This window comes from Paenibacillus sp. J22R232 (assembly GCF_056269165.1).
On the sequence record NZ_JBWDNK010000001.1, the window covers coordinates 1,229,451 to 1,254,589 of the forward strand.

The window sequence follows — 25,139 nt, forward strand, 5'->3', positions numbered from 1 at the left end:
CCCTCTCCTGCTGCCGATTCGAGTTAATCCATAATATGTTCGAAGCCGTAAATCAAACCGCTGTAATTCATGACCTTCTTGACCGCTATGTTGACGCCCGGCATGTAGCCTGCGCGATCATACGAATCATGTCGAATTTTAAGCGTTTGACCATGACCTCCGAAAACAACCTCCTGTTGCGCGAAAACACCTGGAAGCCTAACGCTATGTATACGGAATCCGTTGTAGTAGCCACCGCGAGCGCCTTCAATCGTTTCTTCCTCATCCGGATTGCCTTGTCGAAGTTCTTTGCGCACCTGTGAGATGAGTTCGGCCGTTTTAATGGAAGTTCCCGAAGGAGCATCCAGCTTCTGGTCACCATGATATTCGATGATTTCGACATGCGGCATGTATTTGGAAGCCTCAGCGGCAAACTTCATCATAAGGATCGCACCGATCGAAAAGTTAGGCGCAATCAACCCGCCAATCCCTTTTTCCAGACAAAGCTCGTCCAGCTCCTCGATTTGCTCCGGTGTAAAGCCCGTTGTCCCCATAATGGGACGAACACCGAAAGCAACGGCTGTTTTGGTATGGCCGTAAGCCATTTGAGGAATGGTGAAATCTACAAGAACGTCTGCTTGAACCACGCTCAGCGCCTCTTCCAGCGAAGCGGCAGCAATAACGCCTGTTGCCGGTTTCCCTGCAAAGCTGCCCGCGTCCACCGGACCTGCTGAAGGAGCGACGGCCGCTACCAATTGAAGCGACTCGTCCTCCAGCACCATTTTCACAACTTCGCGGCCCATTCTTCCGCTTGCACCTGCTACGGCAACCCGTATTTTTTGAGTCGACATCGTCATCACCTATTCCTTTTTCTTTTTGTTGCATTTATTCGAATGCGCATCATGCGTCTTTTCCGGTTTACGTCGGCAAACAGCCTTCTCGCAGCCGAATGGCCTGGATCAAGCCGCATCGCTTCTCTAGCGTGATATGCTGCTTTCTCATACAAATGCTGGGATGCATATAGTACGCCAAGCGTATAGAATGCATCAAAGCTAAGAGGATCAAGCCTTACGGCTTGTTCCAGCAGCTCTGCTGCTTCGGCAAGCTTAGGCGGCACTTTTGCAAGAAGCATATCAGCATCCGCTAGCAGAAGCTTTGCCTCAACGACTTGAAGATGATACTTATATTCCGCATTGCCCTCATCTAGCGCAAGCGCTGTCTCCGCATGCTGCTTAGCTTTGGCCCATTTGCCGCTGCGCGCACATGAAACGGCGCATGTATGATAAAAAAACGCATTCTCCGGCTCGGCATCTATTGCCTGCTCGAACCAGTAAATCGCTTGCTCGAAATCGCTGTTAAGAATGAATTCATAAGCTTTTTTGATGCAGCTCTCGCCATCCATCCGCCCATCCTCCTTGTACACAGGTTGATGGTACAGCATATGTAGGGAGCTTGTTTACTGTTCGGTTATTTTCTTTGTCCAACGATTCGCATCGCGAGTCGTAAACTTATGCATAACCTTATTATGCGCTTCGGTCAAATCAATATTGAGCGAATTGGCGAAGCAAGAGAGAATGAATAAAATATCGCCTAACTCCATTTCCACGGAATTGTCCGCTTCATCGGCTTTTTTGGGTTTTTCTCCATAGAAATGGTTCACTTCGCGCGCGAGCTCGCCAACTTCCTCTGACATCCTTGCCATCAAAGCGAGCGGGCTGAAATAGCCTTCTTTGAATTGCGAAATGTAATCATCTACTTCTCGCTGAATATCTGATAGTGTTTTTTCCGACATCGTTACATATCCTTTCTGTCGATAGCTATACTTCCTTATGTTAACGTAAAGCCATGTTTAAAATCAATGTTTTTCGAATAGCGAAATAAAGCCATACTAAGAGGCAACAAATGACTTCGGCCAGATCCAATCGCAGACGATTATGCGGTCATGATCTGAACGAAATGACAAGGGAGAACAGCCGTGTGGTAAAACTCATTCAACAAATCCGAATCATTGTTCCTATTCTGGTTGGAACCGCCATATATTCTTTCGGCCTCCATTATTTTGTTCTGCCTAACCAATTAATGGAAGGCGGCGCAACGGGCATTGCCGTTCTCCTCAATTACGCAGCTGGTTTTCCCCTTTCAATCTCTACTTTGGTCTTGAACGTGCCTTTGTTTTTTCTGGGTTGGAAGGCGCTTGGTTCCGGACAAATGCTATATACATTGGTTGGCATTGTCGCTCTATCTGGCTTTTTAGCCTTAATGGAACTATTCATCGACATCAATTGGATTATCCCCTTCCAAGGCTCGCATGACTACATGCTCGTAGCCCTTTACGCGGGAGTTACGCTAGGGACCGGGCTTGGCATCGTATTTCGGTTTGGAGGAACGACTGGCGGCGTCGATATCGTAGCCAGGATCGTATCGCGCTCCAAAGGGATGAGCATGGGACAAATCATTCTGGCACTGGATGCGTTAATTATCGGCTTATCCTTGTTTTACATTCCGGTTGAAAAGTTTTTGTACACGCTCGTCACCGTATTTATCGCCTCTAAGCTCATTGATTTCATTCAAGATGGCGCTTATGCTGCCAAAGCTTTCTCCATTATTAGCGACAAAGGCGAGGAGATTGCAAAAAAAATCACGCTTGAGCTGGATCGGGGCGTTACATTAATTCCGGCAAAGGGTGCCTTTTCCGGACAACAAAAAGAGGTCGTCTATTGCGTCGTTCAACGGCAAGAAATTCGCCGTCTCAAAACGATCATTCGCAATATAGACCCCCGGGCATTTATCGTGATCAACGAAGTGCAGGATGTGTTGGGTGAAGGCTTCAAAGAAGGGTAGCTGTTCAAGTTTATTAAAAGAGCTTATGGAAGAGGCTTAACGCCAAAAGGATCGGACTTGTACTTTCTCCAGCCTGACCAAGCCAGGACAGCAGAAATGATGGCACCCAAAAATAGCGTCCAGCTTAATGGATTCGAGACAGGTTCGGTTGCAATGACCGGCATGCTTTCGGCAGATTGGCTCTTATCGAACAGCCGTTCCATCGACGCTTTTAATGCTTGCAAAGAACGGTCAATCATCGCTTCGTTTGTTTTGTTCGATGCGTTCGCTTCAAGCAGTCTATTGGTGTATTGAATTCTATCCATAAGCTCATTCTCGATCCCGAGCCCGAACTGGATGCTCAGCGCACTCGAAACCCGGTCAGCGTGGTCTTCAAGACTAGCCATAGATGCTCGTGCTGCAATGGCGCCATCGTCGGTTTGACGCTTCCAGGCTTTCTCCACACGTGACAAATCATCGAGCATGATTTTCTCATATTGAAGCCATAACGCATGATCCGATTGGACGAGCGCATCTGCGGCTAAGCGAATTTTCGCGGCTTCCATCAACCAATTGGAACCCGCCTTTCCCCCCACTAGTTTTTTCTCAAGCTGCTTTGCATCTGATCCAATTGCAGACCAGCCTTCCCTGTTTCCCGTGGTTTTCTTAAGATCGCCTGCCAACAGCTGCTTAAGCTGCTGAATATGTTGAAAACCGGCTTGTTTATTATTGGAATAAGCCGCTTCATAAATAGAGGTTGCGATTGCGTCGAACCGTTGAAGCTGCCTCTCTGTGCTATCTGGAAGCAGATTCGCATACGCATGCAGCGATTGATTCCCGTTCCAGAGCGAATTCGCGTATCCAGCCGTCATGAGGATACAAAGGACGAGTGGAATAATAAACCGTATCTTCATGGACATCCCCCCATAGATCACTCTATGAGGGGATGTCCATGGTTATGCCTTCTTCCTGAAACGCCAGGTAACGACTGCTGCTAAAAAACTAAAAATCGATAAACCGTATGTAAATCCGCGAACTGCCGATAAATCATCCTGCAGTTCCCTTGCTAAATAAGGAAACACGCCAAACGTATAATCAACCGTATCATTGAGAAGCAGCCAACCCGTTGCTATCACTAACGAAACGATGCCCGTCTTCATAAACCTGAGAAACAACAATGCTTCAAACGCCATGCCCAAATGAGATGCCATTAGCATATAATGCTGCCAATTAAGCTCAGCTCCCTGCCAAGCGCCAGCAACAATCATGGAAACCGCCCATATCCCGTATTTGACCGAGCATACGACTGCAAGAGCTTCTATTATATAACGTCCAACCTTAGCCATTCCGTATTCGCTCTTTGGCGGGAATAATAAATAAAGCAGAGCAATCGTAAAGAAAAGGCTCGCTGTCGGCGAATCAGGCACAAAGACGAGCAGCCACAGCGGATGATCATTAAAGGTAGCGATTAATTGACTTTCATACCAAATGTAGCCATAGATTGTCCCGAAAAAATTGACGATAAACAGCGGCCATAAAAAGGCTGGACTCAGTAAAAACTGACGACTCCAAAAAAAAGAGAGCATGTAGACCCACTTCTCCTTCGAACGATTGTGAAGTGCACATTCGAAGAAAAACCTGACCGCATGAATCGATCAGGTTTTTCCGTTAATACTTTATTCGGTTGCTGCTTTTTGTTTCGATAACCAGGTCGTAAGCTGGTCAATCTCTTCGGCAGACAATGTTTCCGCGAATGCCGGCATGCCGTTGCGGCCGTTGGTAACAACTTCTACAAGCTGTTCCTTGGTCAACTTGTCACCGACACCAACAAGGCTAGGAACGGAGCCTTGACCTTTCAGGTCGGCTGCGTGACAGCTTACGCATTGCGCTTGCTTGGCAATATCCATTGCTGGATCGTTTGCATCAACAAGCGCTGCCTCTACGGCTGGTTTCGTATAGTTCGGACGCTCTTGACCCGCTTCCGCGGCTTCACGAGCCTTCTCTTCACGTTCGATATGCTCAGGCACTTGACCGTTGATCTCCAGCTGATGCTGGTAATGATCCCATGAAACGACCGTCAAGTAAACACAAGCAATCAGCGTCAACCCCATCAAGGATGAAGCGATGGGACGACGGTAGAAACGACGTTCTTTACCTGTATCCAAGAACGGTGCCAATAGCAGGGCTCCGAACATAACGCCAGGTATACCTACAGTACCGAGCAGGATGTAATCCTGCGATACGTATGGATATTTCAGAAATTGATACAAGAACAGGAAATACCAGTCCGGCATCGGAATGAATGCCGCGTTCGTTGGATCTGCCGGATAACCGAGCGGTGCCGGCTCAGCAATGACCCATACTAGAAAACCGACCAATACGACACAGCCGACCATCCATTCTTTAAGTAGAAAGTTCGGAATAAACGCTTCCGATTTCCCTGGGAAGGATGTGTAGTCTGGCGGAATGTTCGGATGGTTGCTTTTCTTTACACGCGAGTCGCCTACAAAGACAACCTTCTCGTTCGAATTATGACCATGCGCCATAAGTAAGCCTCCCTTCGCTTAAAGTGGTCCCGAAATACCTTGTTTCCGAATCATAATAAAGTGCGCTGCCAACATCGCAATCAAAGCGCCAGGCAAGAAGAATACATGGATCGCAAAGAAACGTGTTAGCGTTTGCGCGCCTACGATATCGCCCCCGTATAGGAATGAAGCGAGATATGGTCCGATTACCGGTACGGATTCAGCAATTTGGACACCAACTTTTGTTGCGTAGTAAGCTTTGTTATCCCAAGGAAGCAGGTATCCCGTGAATCCTAGGCCTAACATGATAAAGAAGATCAGCATTCCGACAACCCAGTTCATTTCGCGCGGTGCCTTGTAAGAACCGGTAAAAAACACTCGAAGGGTATGTAGGAACATCATTACGATTACTAAGCTTGCCCCAAAATGGTGCATGCCTCGTACGATTTGTCCGAATGCCACTTTATGCTGCAGATAGTCAACGCTGGAATACGCGTTAATGATATCTGGAACATAATACATCGTTAAAAACATACCAGACAAAATTTGGATGACTGTGATAAAAAACGTCAATCCGCCGAAACAATAAACGAATGCGGAAAAATGATGCGCCGGGTTGACGTGCTCAGGCACTTCATGGTCAGCTACATCTCTCCACAATGGCGTAATGTCAAGACGTTCGTCGATCCAGTTGTATACACTTTTAAACATCTGCAATACGCCCTCCTTAACTCGTTCTTGTATTCGGCATTACTGGACCCAAGTACACGAATCCGTTCTCGATCTTCACTTCGTACTCATCCAAAGGATTCGGGGCGACGGTAATGTTTTTCCCGTCTTTCGTATAACGCGCGTCATGACAAGGACAATCATACTCATTTTGGCCTTTTGTGTTCCATCCGATCGTACAGCCCAAGTGCTTGCATACTGGTGAAAGCGCGAAAATCTTTCCGTTCGCATCCTTCGAAATCCAAGCAGCAAGTTCAGGGTCGCTGACGTACCAACCATCGATCTGATGAATTTTAAATTTAAATTCTTGCGGCTCGTTCGTAATTTTGCTCTCTTCCACAACTTTTACGTAAGTGCCCTCACCCTTTTTTTCCAAGAGCGGGTCCACTGCGAAACGAACCATTGGCAATACCGCGCCGCCCATCATAAATGCTGTCGTGCCGCCGAGCGTATATGACAAAAATTGACGCCGGGACATTTCTTTGCGCTGAACCGGTCGATGCGCGGTCTCGTGTTGTTCATGGTTACTCATCTTCTGTTCTAACCCCCTTTGCCAACCATATCTCGCGTCTTGCCGCAGGGCAAAAACACATGACGAACTAGGACATAACTTATAATAGCCTAGGTGCTTGGGAGCGTCAAGAATATGGCTTCATATTTGCAAGCTTATCAAAAACCCGTTCAATAATTTGTTATTATTTTGTCACATTTGACCTTGTCTGGCATTTGTTTTCCCCATATTTTGATTATATTATACGACAATTTCAAGAAGTTGATGCAGCTTGTCCGCTCCAAAGCGCTCGAATGGCATCGGATATCTCTTTTTGCTGCGGAATTGCTCCTTCAGCATCAGGCCTGACCCACAAATCGACGAATGGACAATCAAGAATTAGATTGGCGTCCGCCGTGGCGACGATAACATAACGGAAACCGAGTTTTTTCACGGATGCGCACCATTTGTCCAAATCCGCTGCAAGCTGCGCGCGGTCTGAATGATAATGCCAAGCCGGATAGGTAACTACCCTTCCCTTGAACGGAATTTCTATCACATCCATTACATCTCTGAGCCTCTCCAGCCACTCAGTCGCTTCAAATGGCTTTACTGCTAACGTCATCCCGGTAATAGGCAGCAGGCATGTATCCAAGAATGGACTTAACTCCTCCCACTGCTCCTTTTCAATCTCGCTGAATTTCATCTTTTTACGGTCACTCCTAACATAATTGGCAGCCAAATAACATCACAGCTCTTATGTTAAACCCAAACCCCGCTCTTGCCAAACAAAAATACAGAAAAAAGCCTTCCCGCTTGCAGAGCGAACACGATTGCCCTGCCAAACTGGAAAGCTTCATACATTGCCTCGGCCGTTGACCTTGAGGCAATACGTTATTTTCTTAATGCGTTCAGCTGTTTTGCGAGACGGTAGAACGTATCCTCATCACCTGCAGCCAGCGCTTTGTCAATTGCCGTATAAATTTGATTGGTTTGAAATTTCAATACCGCGTCATCCAGCACGAATTCCGCAGCCAAACCTAGCATCGCTTCATACGTTACTTTCATTTTGTCCATAGGATACACCTCCAAACCGGCGTTAAGAGATCCTATATTCTACTCCTTTAGTCACATAGCTCTCCATCGTCTTTCTCATGCGCAGCAGATCGTCATCTGTCAATTCTCGTACGACTTTGGCAGGTGAACCAATTGATAGAGTATAGGCTGGTATTTTTTTATTCTCTGTAACAATCGAACCGGCTCCTATTAAAGCATATTCACCAATGTCTGCGCCGTTAAGTACGATTGCCCCCATTCCAATTAATGTGCCCTTGCCTACCGTACAGCCGTGTATGATAGCAGCATGTCCAATAGATACCTCATCTGCTAATAGCAGAGGTTGGTTCACATTTACATGACCGACAACTCCGTCTTGGATATTGCAGCTGTGTCCGATGCGTATCGGAGCAAGATCACCCCGAAGAACGGCATTGAACCATACCGTGCTATTTTCCGCAATCGATACGTCTCCGATTATTTTCGCGCCTTCTGCTAGATATACGCTCTGATGTACGTTCGGCTGCATACCTTTAAAAGGAATCAACATGTCCTTCACTCCCTTTGTTCGTTTCATATAGCTAGTTTTCAATGTGACTTGCTTATACTCTAGCTTATATTGAATGAATCTCCAAGAGTGAGGACACTTGTCAATGAAGCCTTACTGATTCCAAATCCTCCAGCCCAAATCCGGAAACAATCGAGCGGCCGGCTTTGGTCATTCTGACTACCGCGCCGTTGGTCGGATGCTCACCAAGCCGCAGCAAACCCAGATGAACCATCATAGCCAATATGCGCTGCTCTAATATCGTATTAGCATCATCATAGAAATAAGGCTTGATAAACGGAACGAGCACCGTTCTCAGGGAGTCTACCGTAACCCATTCCACCGTCAATGCATTTATCCAATGGACCAGCGACAGCAGGTGGGTAATCGGTCCTTTATACAGCTTCAGCCAAAAGCGATAGATTTGTTCCGCCTCGCCAGCCGGCTTGCTCCGCATTCGTTCCTCGCCTAAGCCCGTAATATTGAGCTGGGTTTGGTTCTCCGTTATGTATTGCGCGAAATAGCAGTAATCGTAAATAAACGACAACCGATTCGGATAATGGTTGAAATGCCTACCATAGCCGAAACGCCAAGCGCCCTTGTTGGGCAGTTCTTCCTGTACGCCAAACTTTTCGAGCAGTTGCAAGGTAAACCGTTTGTACATGGATCCGTCAGCCGTCAGCTGCACCTCATTATGGTACATATAATGAAGCAAATGTGTAACGTCATCATGGATTAACATCTGTTCATCCCGGTAGACGGGCGGCTCCTCCGAATAGGTAAGGTCAGAAGCAAATCTTCTTGCAAGCGTGTCCCGGAAACGTGCTTTCAGGTCATTTGGAACTTGGAACAAATATCTGCTCGGTCCGCTGAAGCCGTTGAACAACCAGCCCTGCTGCTTGAATTTCACTATCATTTCACGCGGGCTTAGAGGCACTGGTTCCTCTATTTTTTTCTTTTTCGTGCGTTTTGCTTTCGGCTGCGGCTCGGGCACTTGTTTGGTAGCCTCATCCCCAAACCGACTCTGCTGTACACGTGCAAGCAAATCCTCCAGGCTGAAGGAGTTGCGCGCTTCGAACAGCAAAGAATTCAAAAACCTTAAATCCTCCATCTTCATGCTGCTAATTTGCGCTTCAAAGACATCATTTCGACTTACGGTAGAGAGAATGGATTGAATCAAATCGTTTTTTGAATGGCCGTTGCACTCGCATCGATAAACGTCAGCAATGCTGCTTAGCTGCTTTATGTCGGCATAACCTAGCATATCCGATAAATTCATGGCTCTCTCCTTTCTGCAGGAACATTCGCTAGATGGTCCGCGTTCCGTTTCGTAAGCGTATTGTGCAATGGATAAGCGTCTGTTGTTTACATTATGGGAAAAATTCTATCGTTTTATAACCTGCCGCCCTCAAAGATTATGCAAAAAATGAGCTCTCTCCTTTACTTACAAAGGAAAGAGCTCATTATGCGACAATTATGCTTGTAAATGGAGCGTACAGTTATAGAGCTGAGGATGCCAGCTATCATCTCTGAGCTCCAAGATGGAGTAGGATAAGTTAGATAAGTATTGATCCTCTAGATCCGAGCAAACTTCCGCTAGTATTTGAGCCAAAAAACTGCCATGGGAGACGACAAGCAAGTTGCGGTCAGGAAACGTCGTCTTCCAATCATTTATGGCGTGTAATCCGCGGGCCCTAACATCTTCATTCGACTCTACACCATCAGCCACTTCGCGCCAATTGGTACCCCAGCGTTCATGCCGCTCCTGCTCCTTCGTTCCTTCAACTTCGCCGAAAAAGCGTTCGCGAAGCCGCGGGTCGCAGTCCAGAAGCGGAATGTTCAGCCTCTCCGCTATAATTTTTGCTGTTGCGCTGGCTCTTTTCAGATCGCTTGAAATAACCGCATCCCATATCCGAGCCTCACCGCTCAAACGCTCGGCTAACGAGATTGCCTGCGATATGCCTTCTTGGTTCAATGGAATATCGGTCTGTCCTTGAATTCTGCCATCCTTATTCCAATCTGTTTTGCCATGCCGAACCAAACCGATTAACATGCTGCATGCACTCCTTCATCTATATAAATACAATAAAAAAGCCCCCTTAGGAGCTTCATATCAGGCAATGTTAGCTTCGCGTCCGCGATAGCCAATTCAAGATTAGCAAGGTCATAATAATTCCAAGCAAAGATAAAGCAACATAATATTGCGGAAAAGCAGGCATTACTTTCAGAACGAATGGATCACTAATGCTTGCAACGGGTACCTCGGCATAAAATCCGGCTGCGGATACCAGCCCATCGCCTGAAGCGTTCGCCGTGTCCATTAAACCGCTCAAATCCGCGATCTCGGCTTGCGAAGCACCGCTGTTACCTTCGAATACGAAAACAAAAAATGCACTTGCAAACATCGCCATGCATGCAGCAACGATCAACGCAATATTGCGGCGGAAATTTTTGGAGAATTGGTAGCTCTTGTGAGGCACGGGCATGAGCCAAGATTCTTCCGCATAAATCCGATCCATAACGATTCGGTTCATATGCTCGATAGGTCCTAGGCTTTCCTCATCCTCCGAAAGAAAACGAATCATCTCCTCGCTCTCTTCCCAAAGCCGAAACTGCTCCGCACATGATTTACACTGCTGCATATGAGTATCGATCGCTATCCGGTCCTCATCATGCTCAGCTAAATCCCAATATTCGCCGAATTTGTCTTGCGCATCGTTGCAATTCATCTCGTATTCATCCCTTCAAATTCTTCCATCAGCGGCGATTGGCCGAAATAAGGTTCCAGCTGCGCCTTTACGCTTGCTCTAGCCCGGAAAAGCAGTGATTTAACGGAACTGACCGTCTGTCCCAATATATTAGCGATTTCTTGATAGTCTAGCTGGTCATATTCCCGAAGAATAAGAGCCGAGCGTTGTTTCTCTGGCAAATTATTAATCGCCTCACGCACCATAGCCATTCGCTCTTTCCTTAGCACCTGCTGCTCCGGTACCGCATCAAGCGCTGCAACGGGCTCGAATCCGGATTCATCGAGTGAAACATTAGCCGATTTCTGCTTGCGCAGCTCACTTAGCACCGTATTGCGAGCAATCGTATATAGCCACGTCGAAAAAGAAGCATCCAGTTCACGAAAAGAATGGAGGCTGCGGTAAGCTTTATAGAATGTTTCGGAGCACAAATCCTCTGCCAGCAGCTCAAGCTTCGCGCTCTTTAACATATGATAGATAAAGGCTAATATTTTACGCTGATAGCGCCGCATAAGCTCGGAGTACAGCTCGACGTTGCCATCCTTGATCTCACGTATTAATTGGGAATCAGTCATGACAGGCGAACCTCCTCCACCTGCGGATTATTCCCGGGCCGCTATACAACATTGTACCGAGCCGGGAACGAAAAGTTGCGGTCTTTATCATAATTAATTCAAAAATACGAGTATACATATTATTCGTGTCGCATGTGCAAATTCCTGCCTCTTTCGACAAAAGGATAAAATACAATATTTTTACAGTTGAAACGGAGCATGAACGTAAAAAAACCAGTTTTCTATCAAAACTGGTTCGTTTCATCTCAAAATCACTCCAAAGTCGTCGACGCTAGAAACGGCATCACGAGTTGCTTGACCTTTTCAAGCTCCCTCCACGCATCACCTGATCCTTCGTGGATCAGTACGTATGAGCCATCATACCCAGCTGACCGCGCAATCTCCATGCATTGCATGAAATCATTTTCGTCCAGCTGGCCATTCTCGTCATATTGCGGCTTTGCGTGAATGGATACGCTAAAAGGAACCGTCAGCGACAAATCCTTATATTTGTTTTTTCCGGAAAAGTTTCCGAAATCCGTTATGAACGGAAGTTGAAACTTCGTCTGGCCTAGAAGCCGCAAACAGCTGTCCCCGTTTGACGTGAGCGCTTTGAAGTTTTCCAGCACGACCTTAGTCTCGAGCATTGCGGCATATTCATCAAGCTCCATTAAGCATCTAGCAACCCTTTGCATCGCGGCTTTATCCGTGGATAATGCCTCTCCTGCTATGATTCTAATTTGTTTGGCTCCAGCGATTGAAGCAATTTCGATCCATTCGCAAATATAGCGAAAATCTGCTTTCGCCTTTATTCTATCGTCACTTGATAAATCTCCGTAGTCTAGAAGCAGCGTGTCAAAACGAATACCGCTCTCTAAGAAAGCATTTTTCAGTCGCAGCAAATAAGAGGTTTGGATGGACGGGAAATGAAAATGGCAAATTTCAACGGCTTTATAGCCTCGCATGGATGCTTCCATCGGCAAATCAAGCAAAGTTAGCCGCTCAAGCTGCTGTTCATTAGAAGATATCCAATTCCGAACAGATAGATAGGACAAACGTTTCACTCTCCATCTTATATAATGATAGCGCAATGCCTTGTTATTGTTATTATCATAAAATCACCTATAATAAAATGAACAAATCTTGCTCTACCTAATAAGGAGTTTGAGTTAGAATGGGCGACAACCATTTCCACCGGATTATCGAGGACACCGTTCACTATGTCGAAAAGAATATGAAAGAGCAGCTTACGCTTGACCGTATATCTGCTGCTTTAAACTTATCCAAATTCCATCTGCATCGGCTAGTGCGGCATGCAACCGGCATTCCATTAATGGAGTACATTCGAGCCCGCAAGCTGAGCAGCAGCGTCGATTATTTGCTGAATACCGATTGGAATATATTAGACATTGGCTTGGAATTTGGCTTTGAGCATGAGCAATCCTACATCCGGTCTTTCAAACAGCAATTCGGCGTAACCCCATCCCGGCTTCGGAAGCGCTTCGAGCAAATCACAATAACAGAGAAATTTGACAGCAGCAAGCTTAGGAAAATGACACGTGGCGTGTTATTCGAACCGCTTTTCGTGATTAAATCAACCAGCTATTTGACGGGAAGCAGGCATGTTATGAGCAGTTCAGAAAATTATGTCAAGCATAAGGCTAATACGGCAGGCAATGAATTCTTTTATCGGATACATCCTCAAATTCCCGAGAAAACCAACGATCAGCTCTATATCGGACTGACTTATTTAACAGAGGAGCCGGATTGTACGCTTTATTTCCCATCCGCCGAAGTTCATCGTTTCAACAATGTCGATCCCACGCTTCATACGAATATTTTACCCACGCAAAAATATGCTACATTTAAATATGTAGGCGACTTCCATCCACGGCTGCTTACATTCCATCAGCTACAAGAAATATGGGACTATATTCATATATGGCTTATTGAATCGTCCTATTCGCATTGCGAGCCTTATTTCTTCGAATATATTGACGTTGGGTTAGCGAATGAGGATTATTGTGAGGTAGATCTTTATATCCCGATTGCAAGCAAAAGCATTTGAATACATACAGCGAGGCTGCCTTAGGCAGCCTCGCTCATTTAATCTAATCTATGGGGATCGTTTCATGCCGCTTCAAAAGGTTCGTTCTCTGATTTATTCTAATGCGATGCTTAAAACATGCTTGCCTTGCTCGTATCTGGGCACCACCGTGCTGTGCGATAATAACGCAGCAGCACATCTACGGCTTCCTCCGTCCGCAAATAGGTTAACGCTTCAAAAGCATACGCTCTTACATAACGGTCTTTGCTGTCCAGCGCGGCTGTGAGTGCGCTTATTACTTCATTTGCTTCTCCAAATTTCCCAGTTCGCAGTAGAGTTAATGCAGCACTATAGCCTATCTTGTTCGCAATATAACCTTGATGCGGCCAATTATCGTTCGCTTGCTCCTTCTCTTCCTGCTCTAGTGCCTTTACTAGAGTATGGGCAGTGGAGGAGACCGCTTCAGAAGATGTCGCTTGGATGAAACCGAGTGCTTCCGCTGCTTGCCGCTCTACCTGTGCATGTTCATCTGATAGCGCAATAATGAGCACAGACACGACCCGCTCCTTAGGACTGCCGACCATGCCAAGCGCAAAACATGCCAGTGCACGTCTTTCGCCGTCAGAATGGTCAAGAAGCTCGATTAATCCCTCGACAGCAGCTTCCCCAGCGGCAATACAGCCATATGCGGCTCTAACAGACGCTTCGGCTGACCCCGAACGCATGATATTAAGTAATTCTCTTACCCCCGCTGCGCCCGATCTCCCCAGCGTATAGACAGCGTTCAGCGCTAAATTTTCCTCATCCCCCACTGCCAGCTCCTTTAATCGGAGAGGTTCTTTTTCATCAACCAAAGTCGTATCGGTTCGTTCTCCTGCCTCGGCGGAACCGCCTTTCAGCCAATTCCAAACATCCAACCAAATGGGAAGCAAGGTTTCGTCTGTTTGACCTGCGGAAACTTGAAAAGCCTTGTTCTCATGTTCCCAATTGGGTGATGTTGGTGCTTCCAGTCTAGCGAATTGAAATTTCAACATATAGCGGTCCTGATTGGAAGTATTGAGCGACGCCTTATGCCATAGGTCAAAATGGACGAGCACCATGGTTCCTGCTGGACCTGTCGGCAATAGGAAAGGCTTGTCATCTCCGGGGAAATGTTCATTGTATTGTGATCCTGGCATAACCGCCGTTGGACCGAGTTCCTCCGTAATGTCCTGCGTATAATAAAAGATCATGGCCCACCAAGGCCTGTGGCTCCTCATTGCGCTCCAATATCCGTCCTTATGCCATAGTCCGCCTCCCGGATTCTGGTTCGCAGGCTGGTTGTAATGACAGTGCCGATGCGGATGCATATAGTAATTTGGTCCGAGTATGCCCGTCAATGCTCCCTTAACAACCGGTGTTTCAAAAAAAGCTTGAATATCGGGCACTCTTGGCAATATGTTGTTCCCGGGATTTCCTTCCTCCAACAGTACGCTGTGGATTTGGCTCATTACTTTCTGATGCCTTTCATTCGGAAGCTCATTCTGCAGCACCAAATAACCTTCGGTAATAAATTGAACGATTTGTTCATCAGTCAGCATTTTAAGATTCTGTTGCATATCGATCGCTCCTTATATTATCTTATAACTACAGGGATTAACTGTAAAGGAGCAGCCATTTTAAGTATTTAGATAGGTGTCTTCTTTTTGCACGATCGTAGGTTATTTCCTTCAATAAGCGTTAAGGAGACCATACGCATGCCTTTTTCAAGCTTTCATCCTTATGTTTATTACGCCACTAGATATCCTTTTGCCCGTGGGCAAACTAGTTTTCCTAGAATCTGCTATACCAGTTCCATCTATTTAATTAGCGAAGGCGCGGGGACATTAAAAATGCTGGGCAAATCATACACGATGGAGCCAGGCATCCTTGTTTATATCCCAGCTGGACAGCATCACGAATGGTTAGCCGACCAAGAGCGACCGATGGTTCATATTTGCTGTTATTTTGACTGGTCCTATGTGGAGAGAAGCGCGATTTCCGATTGGGCAGCACCGATCTGTTATCAAGCAGAGCAGCTGGTGGCTGAATTGGTTGGCCCTTCTTTCCCCTTTGCGATATCAGAGATTCATAGGGTCGATTCCATGCGCCCATGGATTGATCATTTTCAAAGCTTCTATAAAACAGGGGAATATACAAGCGAAAAAACATTCCTGAGGAGTTTGACGACGCAGCGGAATTTCCAAGACTTTACCGAATATTTCCTTCAAAACGTACTGAAAGAGGATCATATCCCAGACCCTCGAATTGGACGGCTACTTGCGCAAATGGAACAAAATATACTAAGCGGCGCCGAACATCCTCCTGCCTATTATTATGAAAACCTTCATATCAGCCGAGGGCATTTTTTTGAAATATTCAAACAAACGACGGGCTATTCTCCGGTACAGTATATGAATCGTTTTCGGATAGGGCGAGCGATGGAAGATCTTCTGCATACGAACTTGAGCATTACGGACATTTCCGAAAAGTACCATTTCAGCTCTGTTCACTATTTCTCAAGGCTCTTTCGAAAACAAACCGGCCAATCACCGCGCGAATACCGCTTGTCTGAGCAGTTCGTTTGGAGAACATAGCCGTATTTTCTGTCACACGTGAGGCAGCTGATCCGTACGTTTCCGTTTTGCCAGTGCAATAATAAGCATAAGCAGCGGCAAAAAAACATTGAGTAAAGGGAAAATATACGGAACGGCAACCTTCGCCGGAAATACGATGGACACCTCGACATAGTTCCGTGGGATTAATGCGATCAGGCCTCCGATTAATGAAATCCACCAGACGAATGGACGCCATTTTTTTGTACCGAACCATTCGGCGGTACCGTAACTTGCTGCGAATAAATAAAGCGAGAGCTTGATGAAGATACTCATCATCCAGATCGCCGTCATTATCGCATCCAAATTCTCGACAACCCCGCCTATGGATATGGAACGTACGAGCAGCAATAAGGGATACGGGGAGCTTCCCGTTACCATAGGGCCGAACATCATAAGAACTGCGAATATAGATAATACAAACCCTAAGCCCGCGAGCATAACGCTGAAGACAGAATGCCGAATAAAGGATTTTTTCTGTTTCAGGAAAGAGATTAACATCATGAGTACGATGCAGTCGCCAAGAAAAGGAGCTGCAGGTATTGAAGCTGACATCACCGTGAGTACGCTGTTATCGCCGAATACCGGAAAAAGACGGTCTATATCCATTTTGTTGATGGCTAACACGATCGGGATGAGCACCCCTGCAACGATAATCGGACCAAGCACTTCGCTTAAACGCCCAATCACGGTAATACCTTGAATCGTAGGGTATATGACGGCAAGCGACATGATCAAAAGGATGCTCGTAATCGGTGTTTCCGGCAGAATTGTACCGATTATAAAAGAAGTGAACTGCCTTAATATGGCTGCATATACGATGATCCAATACAAAATATACAGCATACTTACGAATCTCCCAAGCCATTTGCCAAATAAATTATGGCTGAATGTAATCAACGTTTGATCCGGATAAAGCGTGCTTAGTTTCGCGCAGAAATAAGCAATACCGGTACCCATGACAACGACCAATAATGAGGATATCCAGGCATCCTGTTTGGCTATTTGAACGGTAGCCGACGAAGTAAGCAGAATGAGCATCAGCATTTGCATGCTTGCGATCATCCAGAAAATCTGCCGATTCGATAATTCCATGGTATCCATGAGCAGCTCAACTCCTTTCCCCTTTGTTAACACGCACATTAATGTTCGAAATGCCGGGATTTCTGATAATCGTATCGACCTCAATCTTTACTTCCATCGATTTAAATATTTCGTCCCAGCCTTGACGGTTTTGCTTCCATTCTTTTGGATATTTATGGTGGAATGCTTTAGCAAAACCAAGCACATCCGCATCATATTGCTTTTGCAGCCTCTTGACAGCCGATTCTATTTGACTCTTTAGCATCTCGTTAAACGGCTTCTCTATCTTTCTCAAATGGTCATGCTTATCGATAAGATTAAGCTTGGTTGAATTATCGGCCACGTCCGCGTTAATTTTCAATTTCATGAGCACGCTCCATTCACCGTTTATAATAGAGGGAATGACCCGAACGCTGCTTCTTTTGAGCTTTATGGTTACTTTTTCGCGTGGATTATCCAACGCAATGCCAACATTGCGTTCAATTCTCATATTCTGAAACCACTGGAGCCCTTCTGTCATTTCCGTATCTAGATAACCGATCACCTTTCTTTTTTTTACAATCGCATCACCCTTAACGATAAGAATGTTTTTTTCTTCACCGGCTGACATGAATGAAGAAGAATGAGCAATTGGCAACGTAAAGGAATCCGATTCTGATGCAATCATTTCTGCTACATTAATGACCGTTGAAGCCTCAAGCGAGCGTTTCTGCCCCATCTTAATCAACGTTTCATAGGAATTCGGATCGCTTAATGACAGCAACAGCGCTTTGGCGGTTTGACGGCATAAGTATATGTTAGCTTGCTCTCGCGGTTCGATATCCCGGAATAAAAAGTCAAATTGGTCATGCATGCCGTCTCTAGCTAATGCTTCGCCAAAAATATATGCTTTTGCATGGCCCCAGAAAAAAGTTCTCGGAAGCTCCCTCTGCATCACCGACAATGCATCCGGCAGCGTCATCCCTGTACGGGATAGCGTATAGACGCGGCCTTCGGTGCTTCCCCCATCGCTTCCCCCTGAAGAAGGGTTCGGAATGAATACTTGAACCGTAAGCTCAACATGCTCATTCTTGGCCTTATCGATGCCCACCGCCATGATGAGCGCCATATCATTGACTTCAATCCGATCCCAGCAACCCGGCAATATCGCGAGAACCAAGCAAAGACAAGTTAACTTCCTGATTGGAATAAACATGCTCGAAACCCTCCCTCCGGCTTTTCATTCCCTTGTTTTCGCATAAACCGATTGCCGCTTTTTGTTTTTGCCAACATAGGTGCCGGGACGCTGCTTCAAATATTTCAACGGAGCCCGTATCAGCGAATCCTTCCACTCTGCCGGCCGCAATGGAGAGAATGGGGACAAGTAAGGAATGCCAAAGGAATGCAGGGTGCACAAATGCGTGATGATGAGCAGCAGCGATAGCATAAGTCCAAATATTCCAAACATCCCTGACATAATCATGATTGGAAAGCGAAGCAATCTAAGCGCAATGCTTGCCGGATATTGCGGCATCATAAAGGACGAAATGCCCGTAATGGCAACGACCATGACCATTGGGGCAGATACGAGACCCGCCTGAATGGCGGCTTGGCCGATGACTAGCGCGCCAACGATGCTTACGGCGGAACCTACTTGCTTCGGCAGCCTAATTCCGGCTTCGCGCAATGCTTCAAAAATCACTTCCATGATGAGCGCTTCAAGCAGCGCAGGAAACGGTATTTCTTCCCTGGATTGCGCGACCCGCAGAAGCAGCGTTGTTGGCACCATCTCTTGATGAAACGTTAATATGGCTACATACACGGAGGGTGCGAGCAAGGCAATGAAAAAAAACAAATACCGGAGCCACCGAATCGTCGTGCCGATCCAAAATCGCTGATAATAATCCTCTGGAGACTGCATTAATGAAGCAAGGGTAGCAGGCGCGATAAGAGCTATAGGCGTATTTTCGGTTAGTATAACGATACGGCCTTCAAGCAAGGCGGCGACGGCTACATCCGGTCTTTCGGTCGCTTGGATTTGCGGAAACGGTGAAAAGGTCGAATCCTCGATCGCTTCCTCTACCATCGCGCTTTCAAGAATGCCGTCGATATCTACGGCTAACAGCCGTTCCGAAATCTGCCGTACGATTTCATCCCTTGCTATTCCTTCTATGTAAATGAGGTCAATGATCGTCTTGGAGTACCTGCCTAACTCGAACGATTGGATTTTCATCGTGGAACTGCGAATCCTTCTGCGCAGCAGCGAGGTATTCGTCGTTAACGTTTCCGTGAAGCCTTCCCGCGGTCCGCGTACGACCGACTCGGATTGAGGCTCCTCCACGCTCCGCGCGTCAAACTTTGTTAGGGATAAGGATAGGCCTCCCTGTATCCCGTCGATGAGCAGCAGCGAACGGCCCGTCAGAATCGATCTTACGGCATCGCCGTACGTCTCGACTATTTTTTTGTTGCTGATTATGACCCCTTCAAAGCTGTCTAGCTCGCCAGACTCCGCATCCCGCGTTGATAGCGGCCGAATGACCTGCATTTCGAGCTGTATCGTATCCGTTAGGCCTTGAAAATAAAAGACGGTGGCAGTCCTGCCTCTGCTTATGATGAAATCATGCATGACAAGATCAGCGCAATCCAGAAAGTACTGTCCAAGCACGTCTGCATTTTGCTTAATCGAAAGGCTCAACAACGCCTGCTCGTGCTTTTCCAGCATGGGATTGTCCAAATACTCCAGCTCTGGTACGTTCACTGTCGATGCACCGCCTTTGCTTCAATATGCATTCCTTCCTTTACATGGATCAAATTGGATAACGTTATATTGAGATAGATGACGCATAAATATACGCCAACCCTCAAAATCAAGGCGACATAGGAGTATTGCCGACATTATTTCATTAAATTACGGGATCTCGTTGGCCGTTGACAATCGAGAACTAAGCAAGGATGAAAACCATGCAAATCTTGATATTATGCTAATTGGAACAAACAAAATAAACAGCAAAAAGGCAGCGTCCTTAATAAGAGGAAGCTGCCTTTTAACACCTAATTGTAGCAAAAAACTCATGTGATAGATTTGACCGTTTGGCGAAACTTCACGAAGCTGGCCGTTCGCCAAACCGTTATGTAACAAACCATAACGATGCTTGATAGAAAAGAAAGAGTGCTCTGATCAATGGAATGAATCTGGGAAATCATGATGACGCGGACAATAAAAACACCAGCTAATAACGCAAAAATCAACCTGCTGCGTTGGATAAAGGTTTCCCCGTTTTCCCGTTTGACGAAGTTCGTTGTAGCAATCAGAGGAATGGAGATAATCAAGCCGATCACGATAGAAACCCATAGCTGCTTGGGGCTAACTTGTAACGCCTTGTCTAGCAATTGGAACATGGACGTCGAAATATATGCGATTGGCAGCAGCAATCTAATACCTGATTTTTTGATCGGTTTGCGCATACCGCGTGACAATCCTAGCACGATGAGAATAAAGATGGCTAGCGAGATACATAACGATTCTACCGGATTCATAAATGACAACACATCCTTCTTCATTTATGAATCAAGTATCTCCTATCCATGTTTTTATCCGTAGTGAAGGAAGTAACCTATTACTGATGACAAAAGTCATTTCGTTAATATTGATTGCGTCGAAGCTTATATTCGTTCACGATTATTAACGAGATAGCCTTGCCATATCACGGCTATCCAAATAAGGAGTATCGTTTCCCTTTTGAACGACATGGACCATCGCTTTGCCAAGCTCGCTTAACGTAATGACATGCTTTGGCATCAACCGGCGTATAACAGGATACAGCCAAGACAGCGCAGCATAATAGCGGTGTGCGTTTTTCAATCCTTTGGTCGGATGAATGTAGCCGGGGCGGAACATATATGCTTTTTTAAAAGGGAGCTTCAGCAAATCGTCCTCCGTTTTCCGCTTTACCCTCGCCCACATGCTCTTGCCGGTGTCCGTTCCTCCCGCTGTCACATAACAAAACACCATCTTCTCATTTCTACCTGACAGTAGCCCTGCCACATGCATCGTCAAATCATGCGTGATTTGGCTGTATGCCGCTTCGCTCACGCCCGCTGACGATATGCCTAAACAGAAGAAGCAAGCATCATAGCCTCCGAGCTCCCCACTTATGGCTGATAGATCAAAAAGATCGGGAATGACAAATTCTTTCAGCTTCGCATGGGTAACTCCGCAAGGCTTACGGCCAATAACCAACACTTGCTCCACATCCGGATGCGCCAAGCTCTCATGCAAAACCCCTTCTCCTACCATACCTGTAGCACCTGTTAAAATGATCTTAAGCTTACCCTTATTCGCTTCCGTTCGTATGGCCATACCCGTTTCATCTCCCTCGCGCTAATCAAACATCCTTACTGAAAACAAGCTAATCAATAAACTCCCCATGAATCAAAATTCAAATATTAATCGAACGATCGGTTATTTCATGAAAAACAAGAGGATGCCATTAAGCTTTTATGGCATCCCAGCTCATCCGAATCATGCTTTGCAGATTGTCCTCGCTCGCTTCATATTGTCCTTTGTAATGAGCCTTAGCGAGCTGCGCAATCGGAAAATAACAATACGTCAATAGAAAAGTCGTTTCAAACGGCTTAATCTCTCCTAGACGTTTTCCTTTCTCCATTTGCTCGAATAGAGGGATAAACATCGAGGAAGTGTCCTCCAAACAAAGCTTGCCGAGCAACGGAGAGGCTGCAAACTGCTCCAAAAACATAAAATAAGCTTCGTTACCCAACATAAACCGCAGCATATTCCTCATAATCATCTCGAGTGCGTCACGAGCAGGCAATGTCTCATCAAGGTGTTGAAACAATTGCAAGCTCATTTTCTCTTTAACCTTCACATAAATTTTGCCTAAGAGATCCTCTTTGCTCTCATAATAAACATAAATCGTTGCTTGTGATACGTTGGCCCGTTTAGCGATTTTGGACATTGAAATTTCGGAGAACCCAATTTCATTCAAGAGCTCAATCGTCGCATGAAAAATCGCATCGCTTTTATTATCGTCTTTATGTCTCATATTTTATATCATAACCGATCGATCGCTTAAAATCAAAAATACCGTATGATGCCGATCGTCCTTATTCGTGTCAGGCATCTTGTTCCGAATCTCCCTGAATTATTCCAAGCCGCTTCAGTACGATTCCAGCAAGCAGAGCAGACCCCAAAGATAAGCATTCCTCATTGATATCGAACTTGGGATGATGCAGTCCGTAAGTTTGCTCGGCATGGCCCTTCGGCCCAGAGCCTATCCAAAAAAAACAACCGGGAACATGCTTTAAATAGAGCGAGAAATCCTCGCCTGCGAGTATCGGCTTCGCTTCGATTCGATTGTCAATGCCCAGTACGTGGTCAATCGACTGCTCGACAATGCGTACCTGCTCGATATGGTTGACGAGGACCGGAACCTTTTCCACATAGTTCAGTTCCGCATCGCAGCGGTATGCTTCTGCCGTCTGCTTGGCAAGCCTGTCAAGGCGGCCGGCTATTTGCTGCTGCACTTGCGGGGCAAATGTTCGAACCGTTCCTGTCAGTATTACTCTCTCGGGTATAACATTATAGGAAGAGCCACCGTGAATAGAGCCTACCGTAACGACAACCGGATCAAAAGGGGATATCTCCCTGCTGACAGCCGTTTGGAGCGACATGATAATAGCGGAAGCCGCAACGATCGGGTCCACGCATTCATCAGGCATCGCGCCATGCCCGCCTTTTCCCGTAATCGTCAATTCGAATTGGTCCACTGAGCCCATCATTGAACCGCTCCGCGTACCTGCTCGACCAGCTGCTAGCGTTGGGAGATTATGCAGGCCGTATATTTCGTCCACGCCTGCAAGCACGCCATCGTCAATCATAGCCTGCGCGCCTGCGTTGATTTCCTCTGCTGCCTGGAATATAAAACGGACATTGCCGGCTAGCTGCTCCTTACGGGCAGAGAGCAGCTTCGCTGCGCCATACAGAATCGAAGTATGCGCATCATGCCCGCAGGCATGCATGATCCCGGGGCGCACGGAAGCAAATGCAAGCCCAGTCTCCTCTTGAATCGGCAGCGCATCCATATCTGCCCGCAGGGCAATGGTAGGTCCTGGGCGGCTTCCTTCAAGGTCCGCGACGACACCGTGCCCGCCAATTCCGACTTGTACATTCATATTCATGTCACCCAATAAGCGAGAAATCGTGGATGAAGTTTCTACTTCTTGAAGGCTAAGCTCAGGATGCCGATGAAGCTGCCTCCTCAGTGCAACCAGCTCCCCTTCCAGCGCTTTGGCAGAAGCAGAAAGATCAATTAATGCGAAAGCCATTATTGCGTATCCTCCTTCTTGCTGACAGCCGGCTTCTTTCTGTCCTTGGCCAGCTGACGAATAATCTCCTTGCCGGTCGGCGTCTGCGCTAGACCTCCCTTTGCCGTCTCTCGGAGTGTATCCGGCATCGCGCTGCCCACTTCCAGCATGACTTGGATCACCTCGTCCGTGGGGATGGCGCTGCGTACGCCTGCAAGCGCCATATCGGCCGCAGCAAGGGCATTGACAGCCCCAAACCCGTTTCGGACAATACATGGAATTTCCACCAAACCGCCTACCGGGTCACATATAAGGCCAAGCGTATTTTTTAGCGCCAGCCCAACGGCATGCACCGCTTGAGCAGGTGTTCCCCCTTTCAGCTCGACTAAGGCGCCTGCAGCCATTCCGATTGCTGATCCAATCTCGGCTTGGCAGCCCCCCTCGGCTCCGGAGATAAACGAATTGTTGGCAATGATATAGCCAATAGCGCCAGCGCTGAACAGCCCTTTGACCATATGGTCGTCATCCCAGCCGAATCTCTCCTGGCTGCTTACGAACACGCCGGGAATAACGCCGCAGGATCCTGCGGTAGGAGTCGCAACTATACGGCCCATAGAGGCATTTACCTCGGATACGGCGAGGGCATAGGCCATGGCAAGGCCGGTGAAGGGCTCTAACGACGCATCCGGCTTCCTCGTATATTCATGCACCCGCTTCGCATCGCCGCCGGTTAAACCGCTTCGCGATGTTTTCTCGGAAACAATGCCTTTCGCAGCCGCGTCTTTCATAATGCCGTAATAAGCTTTCATTTTCTCCCATTCCTGCTCTTTGGAGCGCCCTGACTCCGCAGCTTGGTCTTCCAGCATAATATCGCAAATCGATTTGCCCTCTTTCTCGCAAACGACTGCGAGCTCCTTCAAGGTGCTGAACCTCATTCTGAAGCACCGCCATTCAAATCAATATAATGGATGCTTCTCACATGCGACAATAATTTCGCTTTGCCGAGCAGCTCCTCAGGGATCATGCCATCCGTCTCAATAACCGTCGCTGCATGGCCTTGTCTAGCCTTGCGGTCAACATCCATATAGCCGATGTTAACGCTGGCCTCGCTTAACAGCCTAGTTAAGTCCGCGAGTACGCCAGGCTGATCCGTATGTTCGACTATAAGCGCCGGATAATTGCCCGTAAACTTAAGATCGAATCCGTTCACTTCAATTACTTCGATATTTCCTCCCCCGATAGAGCAGCCAGTCATCTGGCATCGTCTATTGCCGGAGTATAACTTGATCTTTAATGTGTTCGGATGAACGGCAGGCACGCTGCTCGTCTGAAAGTCCACCGTCATTCCCCATAATTCGGCGATCTCCAGCGATTCCGGAATTCGCTCGTCATCCGTATCGAATCCAAGCAATCCTGCTGTCACGGCCAAATCCGTCCCGTGCCCGCTATAGGTGGCAGCAAGAGAGCCGTAAAATACGATTTCGGCTACTAGCGCCTGTGTTTCAAGCAATCCGCGGGCTACTCTGCCCAGCCGGACCGCTCCGGCCGTGTGTGAGCTGGACGGGCCGATCATACCGGGTCCAATAATGGAGAACACATCTTTAAACCGCATTTCGGGGTCGATAC

The 25,139-nt window shown here is 46.9% G+C and carries 29 protein-coding genes; 3 read left to right on the top strand and 26 right to left on the bottom strand.

Annotation, left to right across the window (positions count from 1 at the left end; all coding sequences use genetic code 11):
• Positions 1 to 23: 23 nt before the first annotated feature.
• The 3 genes from dapB to AC0YN3_RS05675 are packed head-to-tail and all read right to left on the bottom strand — an operon-like array spanning position 24 to position 1,771.
• On the bottom strand, positions 24 to 836 hold the full coding sequence (dapB, locus tag AC0YN3_RS05665) for a 4-hydroxy-tetrahydrodipicolinate reductase (RefSeq protein ID WP_475774092.1): 813 nt from the start codon (positions 834 to 836) through the stop codon (positions 24 to 26).
• Complete coding sequence (locus AC0YN3_RS05670; protein WP_475774093.1) at positions 836 to 1,381, bottom strand: tetratricopeptide repeat protein; 546 nt, start codon at positions 1,379 to 1,381, stop codon at positions 836 to 838. The genes dapB and AC0YN3_RS05670 overlap by 1 nt, the downstream gene beginning before the upstream one ends.
• A 54-nt stretch (positions 1,382 to 1,435) precedes the next feature.
• A complete protein-coding gene (locus AC0YN3_RS05675; protein WP_076265695.1) occupies positions 1,436 to 1,771 on the bottom strand; it encodes a nucleotide pyrophosphohydrolase in 336 nt (111 codons plus the stop codon).
• Positions 1,772 to 1,935: 164 nt separating this feature from the next.
• Here AC0YN3_RS05675 and AC0YN3_RS05680 point away from each other — a divergent pair, with 164 nt between their 5' ends.
• On the top strand, positions 1,936 to 2,820 hold the full coding sequence (locus AC0YN3_RS05680) for a YitT family protein (protein WP_475774304.1): 885 nt from the start codon (positions 1,936 to 1,938) through the stop codon (positions 2,818 to 2,820).
• A 23-nt stretch (positions 2,821 to 2,843) separates the two neighbouring features.
• On the opposite strand, the gene AC0YN3_RS05685 is transcribed toward AC0YN3_RS05680, so the two are convergent.
• The 13 genes from AC0YN3_RS05685 to AC0YN3_RS05745 all read right to left on the bottom strand — a co-directional run bounded on the left by AC0YN3_RS05685 (position 2,844) and on the right by AC0YN3_RS05745 (position 12,511).
• A complete protein-coding gene (locus tag AC0YN3_RS05685; RefSeq protein ID WP_475774094.1) occupies positions 2,844 to 3,713 on the bottom strand; it encodes a sporulation protein YpjB in 870 nt (289 codons plus the stop codon).
• Between the two features lie 42 nt (positions 3,714 to 3,755).
• Positions 3,756 to 4,385: a DUF1405 domain-containing protein gene (locus AC0YN3_RS05690; protein WP_475774095.1), complete on the bottom strand. Its 630-nt coding sequence runs from the start codon at positions 4,383 to 4,385 to the stop codon at positions 3,756 to 3,758.
• A 90-nt stretch (positions 4,386 to 4,475) separates the two neighbouring features.
• Positions 4,476 to 5,345 (bottom strand): c-type cytochrome, encoded by an 870-nt coding sequence (locus AC0YN3_RS05695; RefSeq protein WP_475774096.1) that lies wholly within the window; start codon positions 5,343 to 5,345, stop codon positions 4,476 to 4,478.
• An 18-nt stretch (positions 5,346 to 5,363) separates the two neighbouring features.
• Positions 5,364 to 6,035, bottom strand: coding sequence for a menaquinol-cytochrome c reductase cytochrome b subunit (gene qcrB, locus AC0YN3_RS05700; protein ID WP_183561109.1), 672 nt, complete (start codon positions 6,033 to 6,035; stop codon positions 5,364 to 5,366).
• Between the two features lie 16 nt (positions 6,036 to 6,051).
• Positions 6,052 to 6,585, bottom strand: a complete 534-nt coding sequence (locus AC0YN3_RS05705; protein ID WP_475774097.1) for a Rieske (2Fe-2S) protein — start codon at positions 6,583 to 6,585, stop codon at positions 6,052 to 6,054.
• A gap of 232 nt (positions 6,586 to 6,817) precedes the next feature.
• A complete protein-coding gene (locus tag AC0YN3_RS05710) occupies positions 6,818 to 7,249 on the bottom strand; it encodes a DUF2487 family protein (protein WP_475774098.1) in 432 nt (143 codons plus the stop codon).
• Positions 7,250 to 7,437: 188 nt separating this feature from the next.
• Entirely contained in the window at positions 7,438 to 7,620 is a 183-nt protein-coding gene (locus AC0YN3_RS05715) for an IDEAL domain-containing protein (RefSeq protein ID WP_183561116.1), read from the bottom strand.
• Between the two features lie 22 nt (positions 7,621 to 7,642).
• Positions 7,643 to 8,149: a gamma carbonic anhydrase family protein gene (locus AC0YN3_RS05720; protein ID WP_475774099.1), complete on the bottom strand. Its 507-nt coding sequence runs from the start codon at positions 8,147 to 8,149 to the stop codon at positions 7,643 to 7,645.
• Positions 8,150 to 8,249: 100 nt separating this feature from the next.
• Positions 8,250 to 9,425, bottom strand: coding sequence for a hypothetical protein (locus AC0YN3_RS05725; protein ID WP_475774100.1), 1,176 nt, complete (start codon positions 9,423 to 9,425; stop codon positions 8,250 to 8,252).
• A 195-nt stretch (positions 9,426 to 9,620) separates the two neighbouring features.
• Positions 9,621 to 10,199 carry a histidine phosphatase family protein gene (locus AC0YN3_RS05730; RefSeq protein WP_475774101.1) on the bottom strand — a complete coding sequence of 193 codons (579 nt, stop codon included), beginning with the start codon at positions 10,197 to 10,199 and terminating at the stop codon, positions 9,621 to 9,623.
• 70 nt (positions 10,200 to 10,269) lie between these two features.
• Positions 10,270 to 10,875 carry an anti-sigma factor family protein gene (locus tag AC0YN3_RS05735; RefSeq protein WP_475774102.1) on the bottom strand — a complete coding sequence of 202 codons (606 nt, stop codon included), beginning with the start codon at positions 10,873 to 10,875 and terminating at the stop codon, positions 10,270 to 10,272.
• Positions 10,872 to 11,468: an RNA polymerase sigma factor gene (locus tag AC0YN3_RS05740; RefSeq protein ID WP_475774103.1), complete on the bottom strand. Its 597-nt coding sequence runs from the start codon at positions 11,466 to 11,468 to the stop codon at positions 10,872 to 10,874. Before AC0YN3_RS05740 ends, AC0YN3_RS05735 begins: the two co-directional genes overlap by 4 nt.
• A 251-nt stretch (positions 11,469 to 11,719) precedes the next feature.
• The gene (locus AC0YN3_RS05745; RefSeq protein WP_475774104.1) at positions 11,720 to 12,511 is read right to left on the bottom strand and encodes a sugar phosphate isomerase/epimerase family protein; all 792 of its coding nucleotides are present in this window, start codon (positions 12,509 to 12,511) and stop codon (positions 11,720 to 11,722) included.
• Positions 12,512 to 12,621: 110 nt separating this feature from the next.
• Here AC0YN3_RS05745 and AC0YN3_RS05750 point away from each other — a divergent pair, with 110 nt between their 5' ends.
• Positions 12,622 to 13,515 carry an AraC family transcriptional regulator gene (locus AC0YN3_RS05750; protein ID WP_475774105.1) on the top strand — a complete coding sequence of 298 codons (894 nt, stop codon included), beginning with the start codon at positions 12,622 to 12,624 and terminating at the stop codon, positions 13,513 to 13,515.
• Positions 13,516 to 13,625: 110 nt separating this feature from the next.
• On the opposite strand, the gene AC0YN3_RS05755 is transcribed toward AC0YN3_RS05750, so the two are convergent.
• Positions 13,626 to 15,092, bottom strand: coding sequence for a HEAT repeat domain-containing protein (locus AC0YN3_RS05755; protein ID WP_475774106.1), 1,467 nt, complete (start codon positions 15,090 to 15,092; stop codon positions 13,626 to 13,628).
• Positions 15,093 to 15,365: 273 nt separating this feature from the next.
• On the opposite strand from AC0YN3_RS05755, the gene AC0YN3_RS05760 reads away from it, so the two are divergent.
• A complete protein-coding gene (locus AC0YN3_RS05760) occupies positions 15,366 to 16,109 on the top strand; it encodes a helix-turn-helix transcriptional regulator (protein WP_475774107.1) in 744 nt (247 codons plus the stop codon).
• 12 nt (positions 16,110 to 16,121) lie between these two features.
• On the opposite strand, the gene AC0YN3_RS05765 is transcribed toward AC0YN3_RS05760, so the two are convergent.
• The 9 genes from AC0YN3_RS05765 to sdaAB all read right to left on the bottom strand — a co-directional run bounded on the left by AC0YN3_RS05765 (position 16,122) and on the right by sdaAB (position 25,125).
• Complete coding sequence (locus AC0YN3_RS05765; protein WP_475774108.1) at positions 16,122 to 17,231, bottom strand: GerAB/ArcD/ProY family transporter; 1,110 nt, start codon at positions 17,229 to 17,231, stop codon at positions 16,122 to 16,124.
• Positions 17,232 to 17,238: 7 nt separating this feature from the next.
• A complete protein-coding gene (locus tag AC0YN3_RS05770; protein WP_475774109.1) occupies positions 17,239 to 18,405 on the bottom strand; it encodes a Ger(x)C family spore germination protein in 1,167 nt (388 codons plus the stop codon).
• A gap of 24 nt (positions 18,406 to 18,429) precedes the next feature.
• Positions 18,430 to 19,947 (bottom strand): spore germination protein, encoded by a 1,518-nt coding sequence (locus AC0YN3_RS05775; protein ID WP_475774110.1) that lies wholly within the window; start codon positions 19,945 to 19,947, stop codon positions 18,430 to 18,432.
• A gap of 311 nt (positions 19,948 to 20,258) precedes the next feature.
• Positions 20,259 to 20,750, bottom strand: coding sequence for a CcdC protein domain-containing protein (locus AC0YN3_RS05780; protein ID WP_475774111.1), 492 nt, complete (start codon positions 20,748 to 20,750; stop codon positions 20,259 to 20,261).
• A 121-nt stretch (positions 20,751 to 20,871) separates the two neighbouring features.
• Positions 20,872 to 21,549: an NAD-dependent epimerase/dehydratase family protein gene (locus tag AC0YN3_RS05785; protein ID WP_475774112.1), complete on the bottom strand. Its 678-nt coding sequence runs from the start codon at positions 21,547 to 21,549 to the stop codon at positions 20,872 to 20,874.
• A 130-nt stretch (positions 21,550 to 21,679) separates the two neighbouring features.
• Positions 21,680 to 22,252, bottom strand: coding sequence for a TetR/AcrR family transcriptional regulator (locus AC0YN3_RS05790; protein ID WP_475774113.1), 573 nt, complete (start codon positions 22,250 to 22,252; stop codon positions 21,680 to 21,682).
• 70 nt (positions 22,253 to 22,322) lie between these two features.
• Complete coding sequence (locus AC0YN3_RS05795) at positions 22,323 to 23,534, bottom strand: M20 metallopeptidase family protein (protein ID WP_475774114.1); 1,212 nt, start codon at positions 23,532 to 23,534, stop codon at positions 22,323 to 22,325.
• The gene (sdaAA, locus tag AC0YN3_RS05800; protein ID WP_475774115.1) at positions 23,534 to 24,448 is read right to left on the bottom strand and encodes an L-serine ammonia-lyase, iron-sulfur-dependent, subunit alpha; all 915 of its coding nucleotides are present in this window, start codon (positions 24,446 to 24,448) and stop codon (positions 23,534 to 23,536) included. Before sdaAA ends, AC0YN3_RS05795 begins: the two co-directional genes overlap by 1 nt.
• A complete protein-coding gene (sdaAB, locus tag AC0YN3_RS05805; RefSeq protein WP_475774116.1) occupies positions 24,445 to 25,125 on the bottom strand; it encodes an L-serine ammonia-lyase, iron-sulfur-dependent subunit beta in 681 nt (226 codons plus the stop codon). The genes sdaAA and sdaAB overlap by 4 nt, the downstream gene beginning before the upstream one ends.
• Positions 25,126 to 25,139 lie beyond the last annotated feature (14 nt).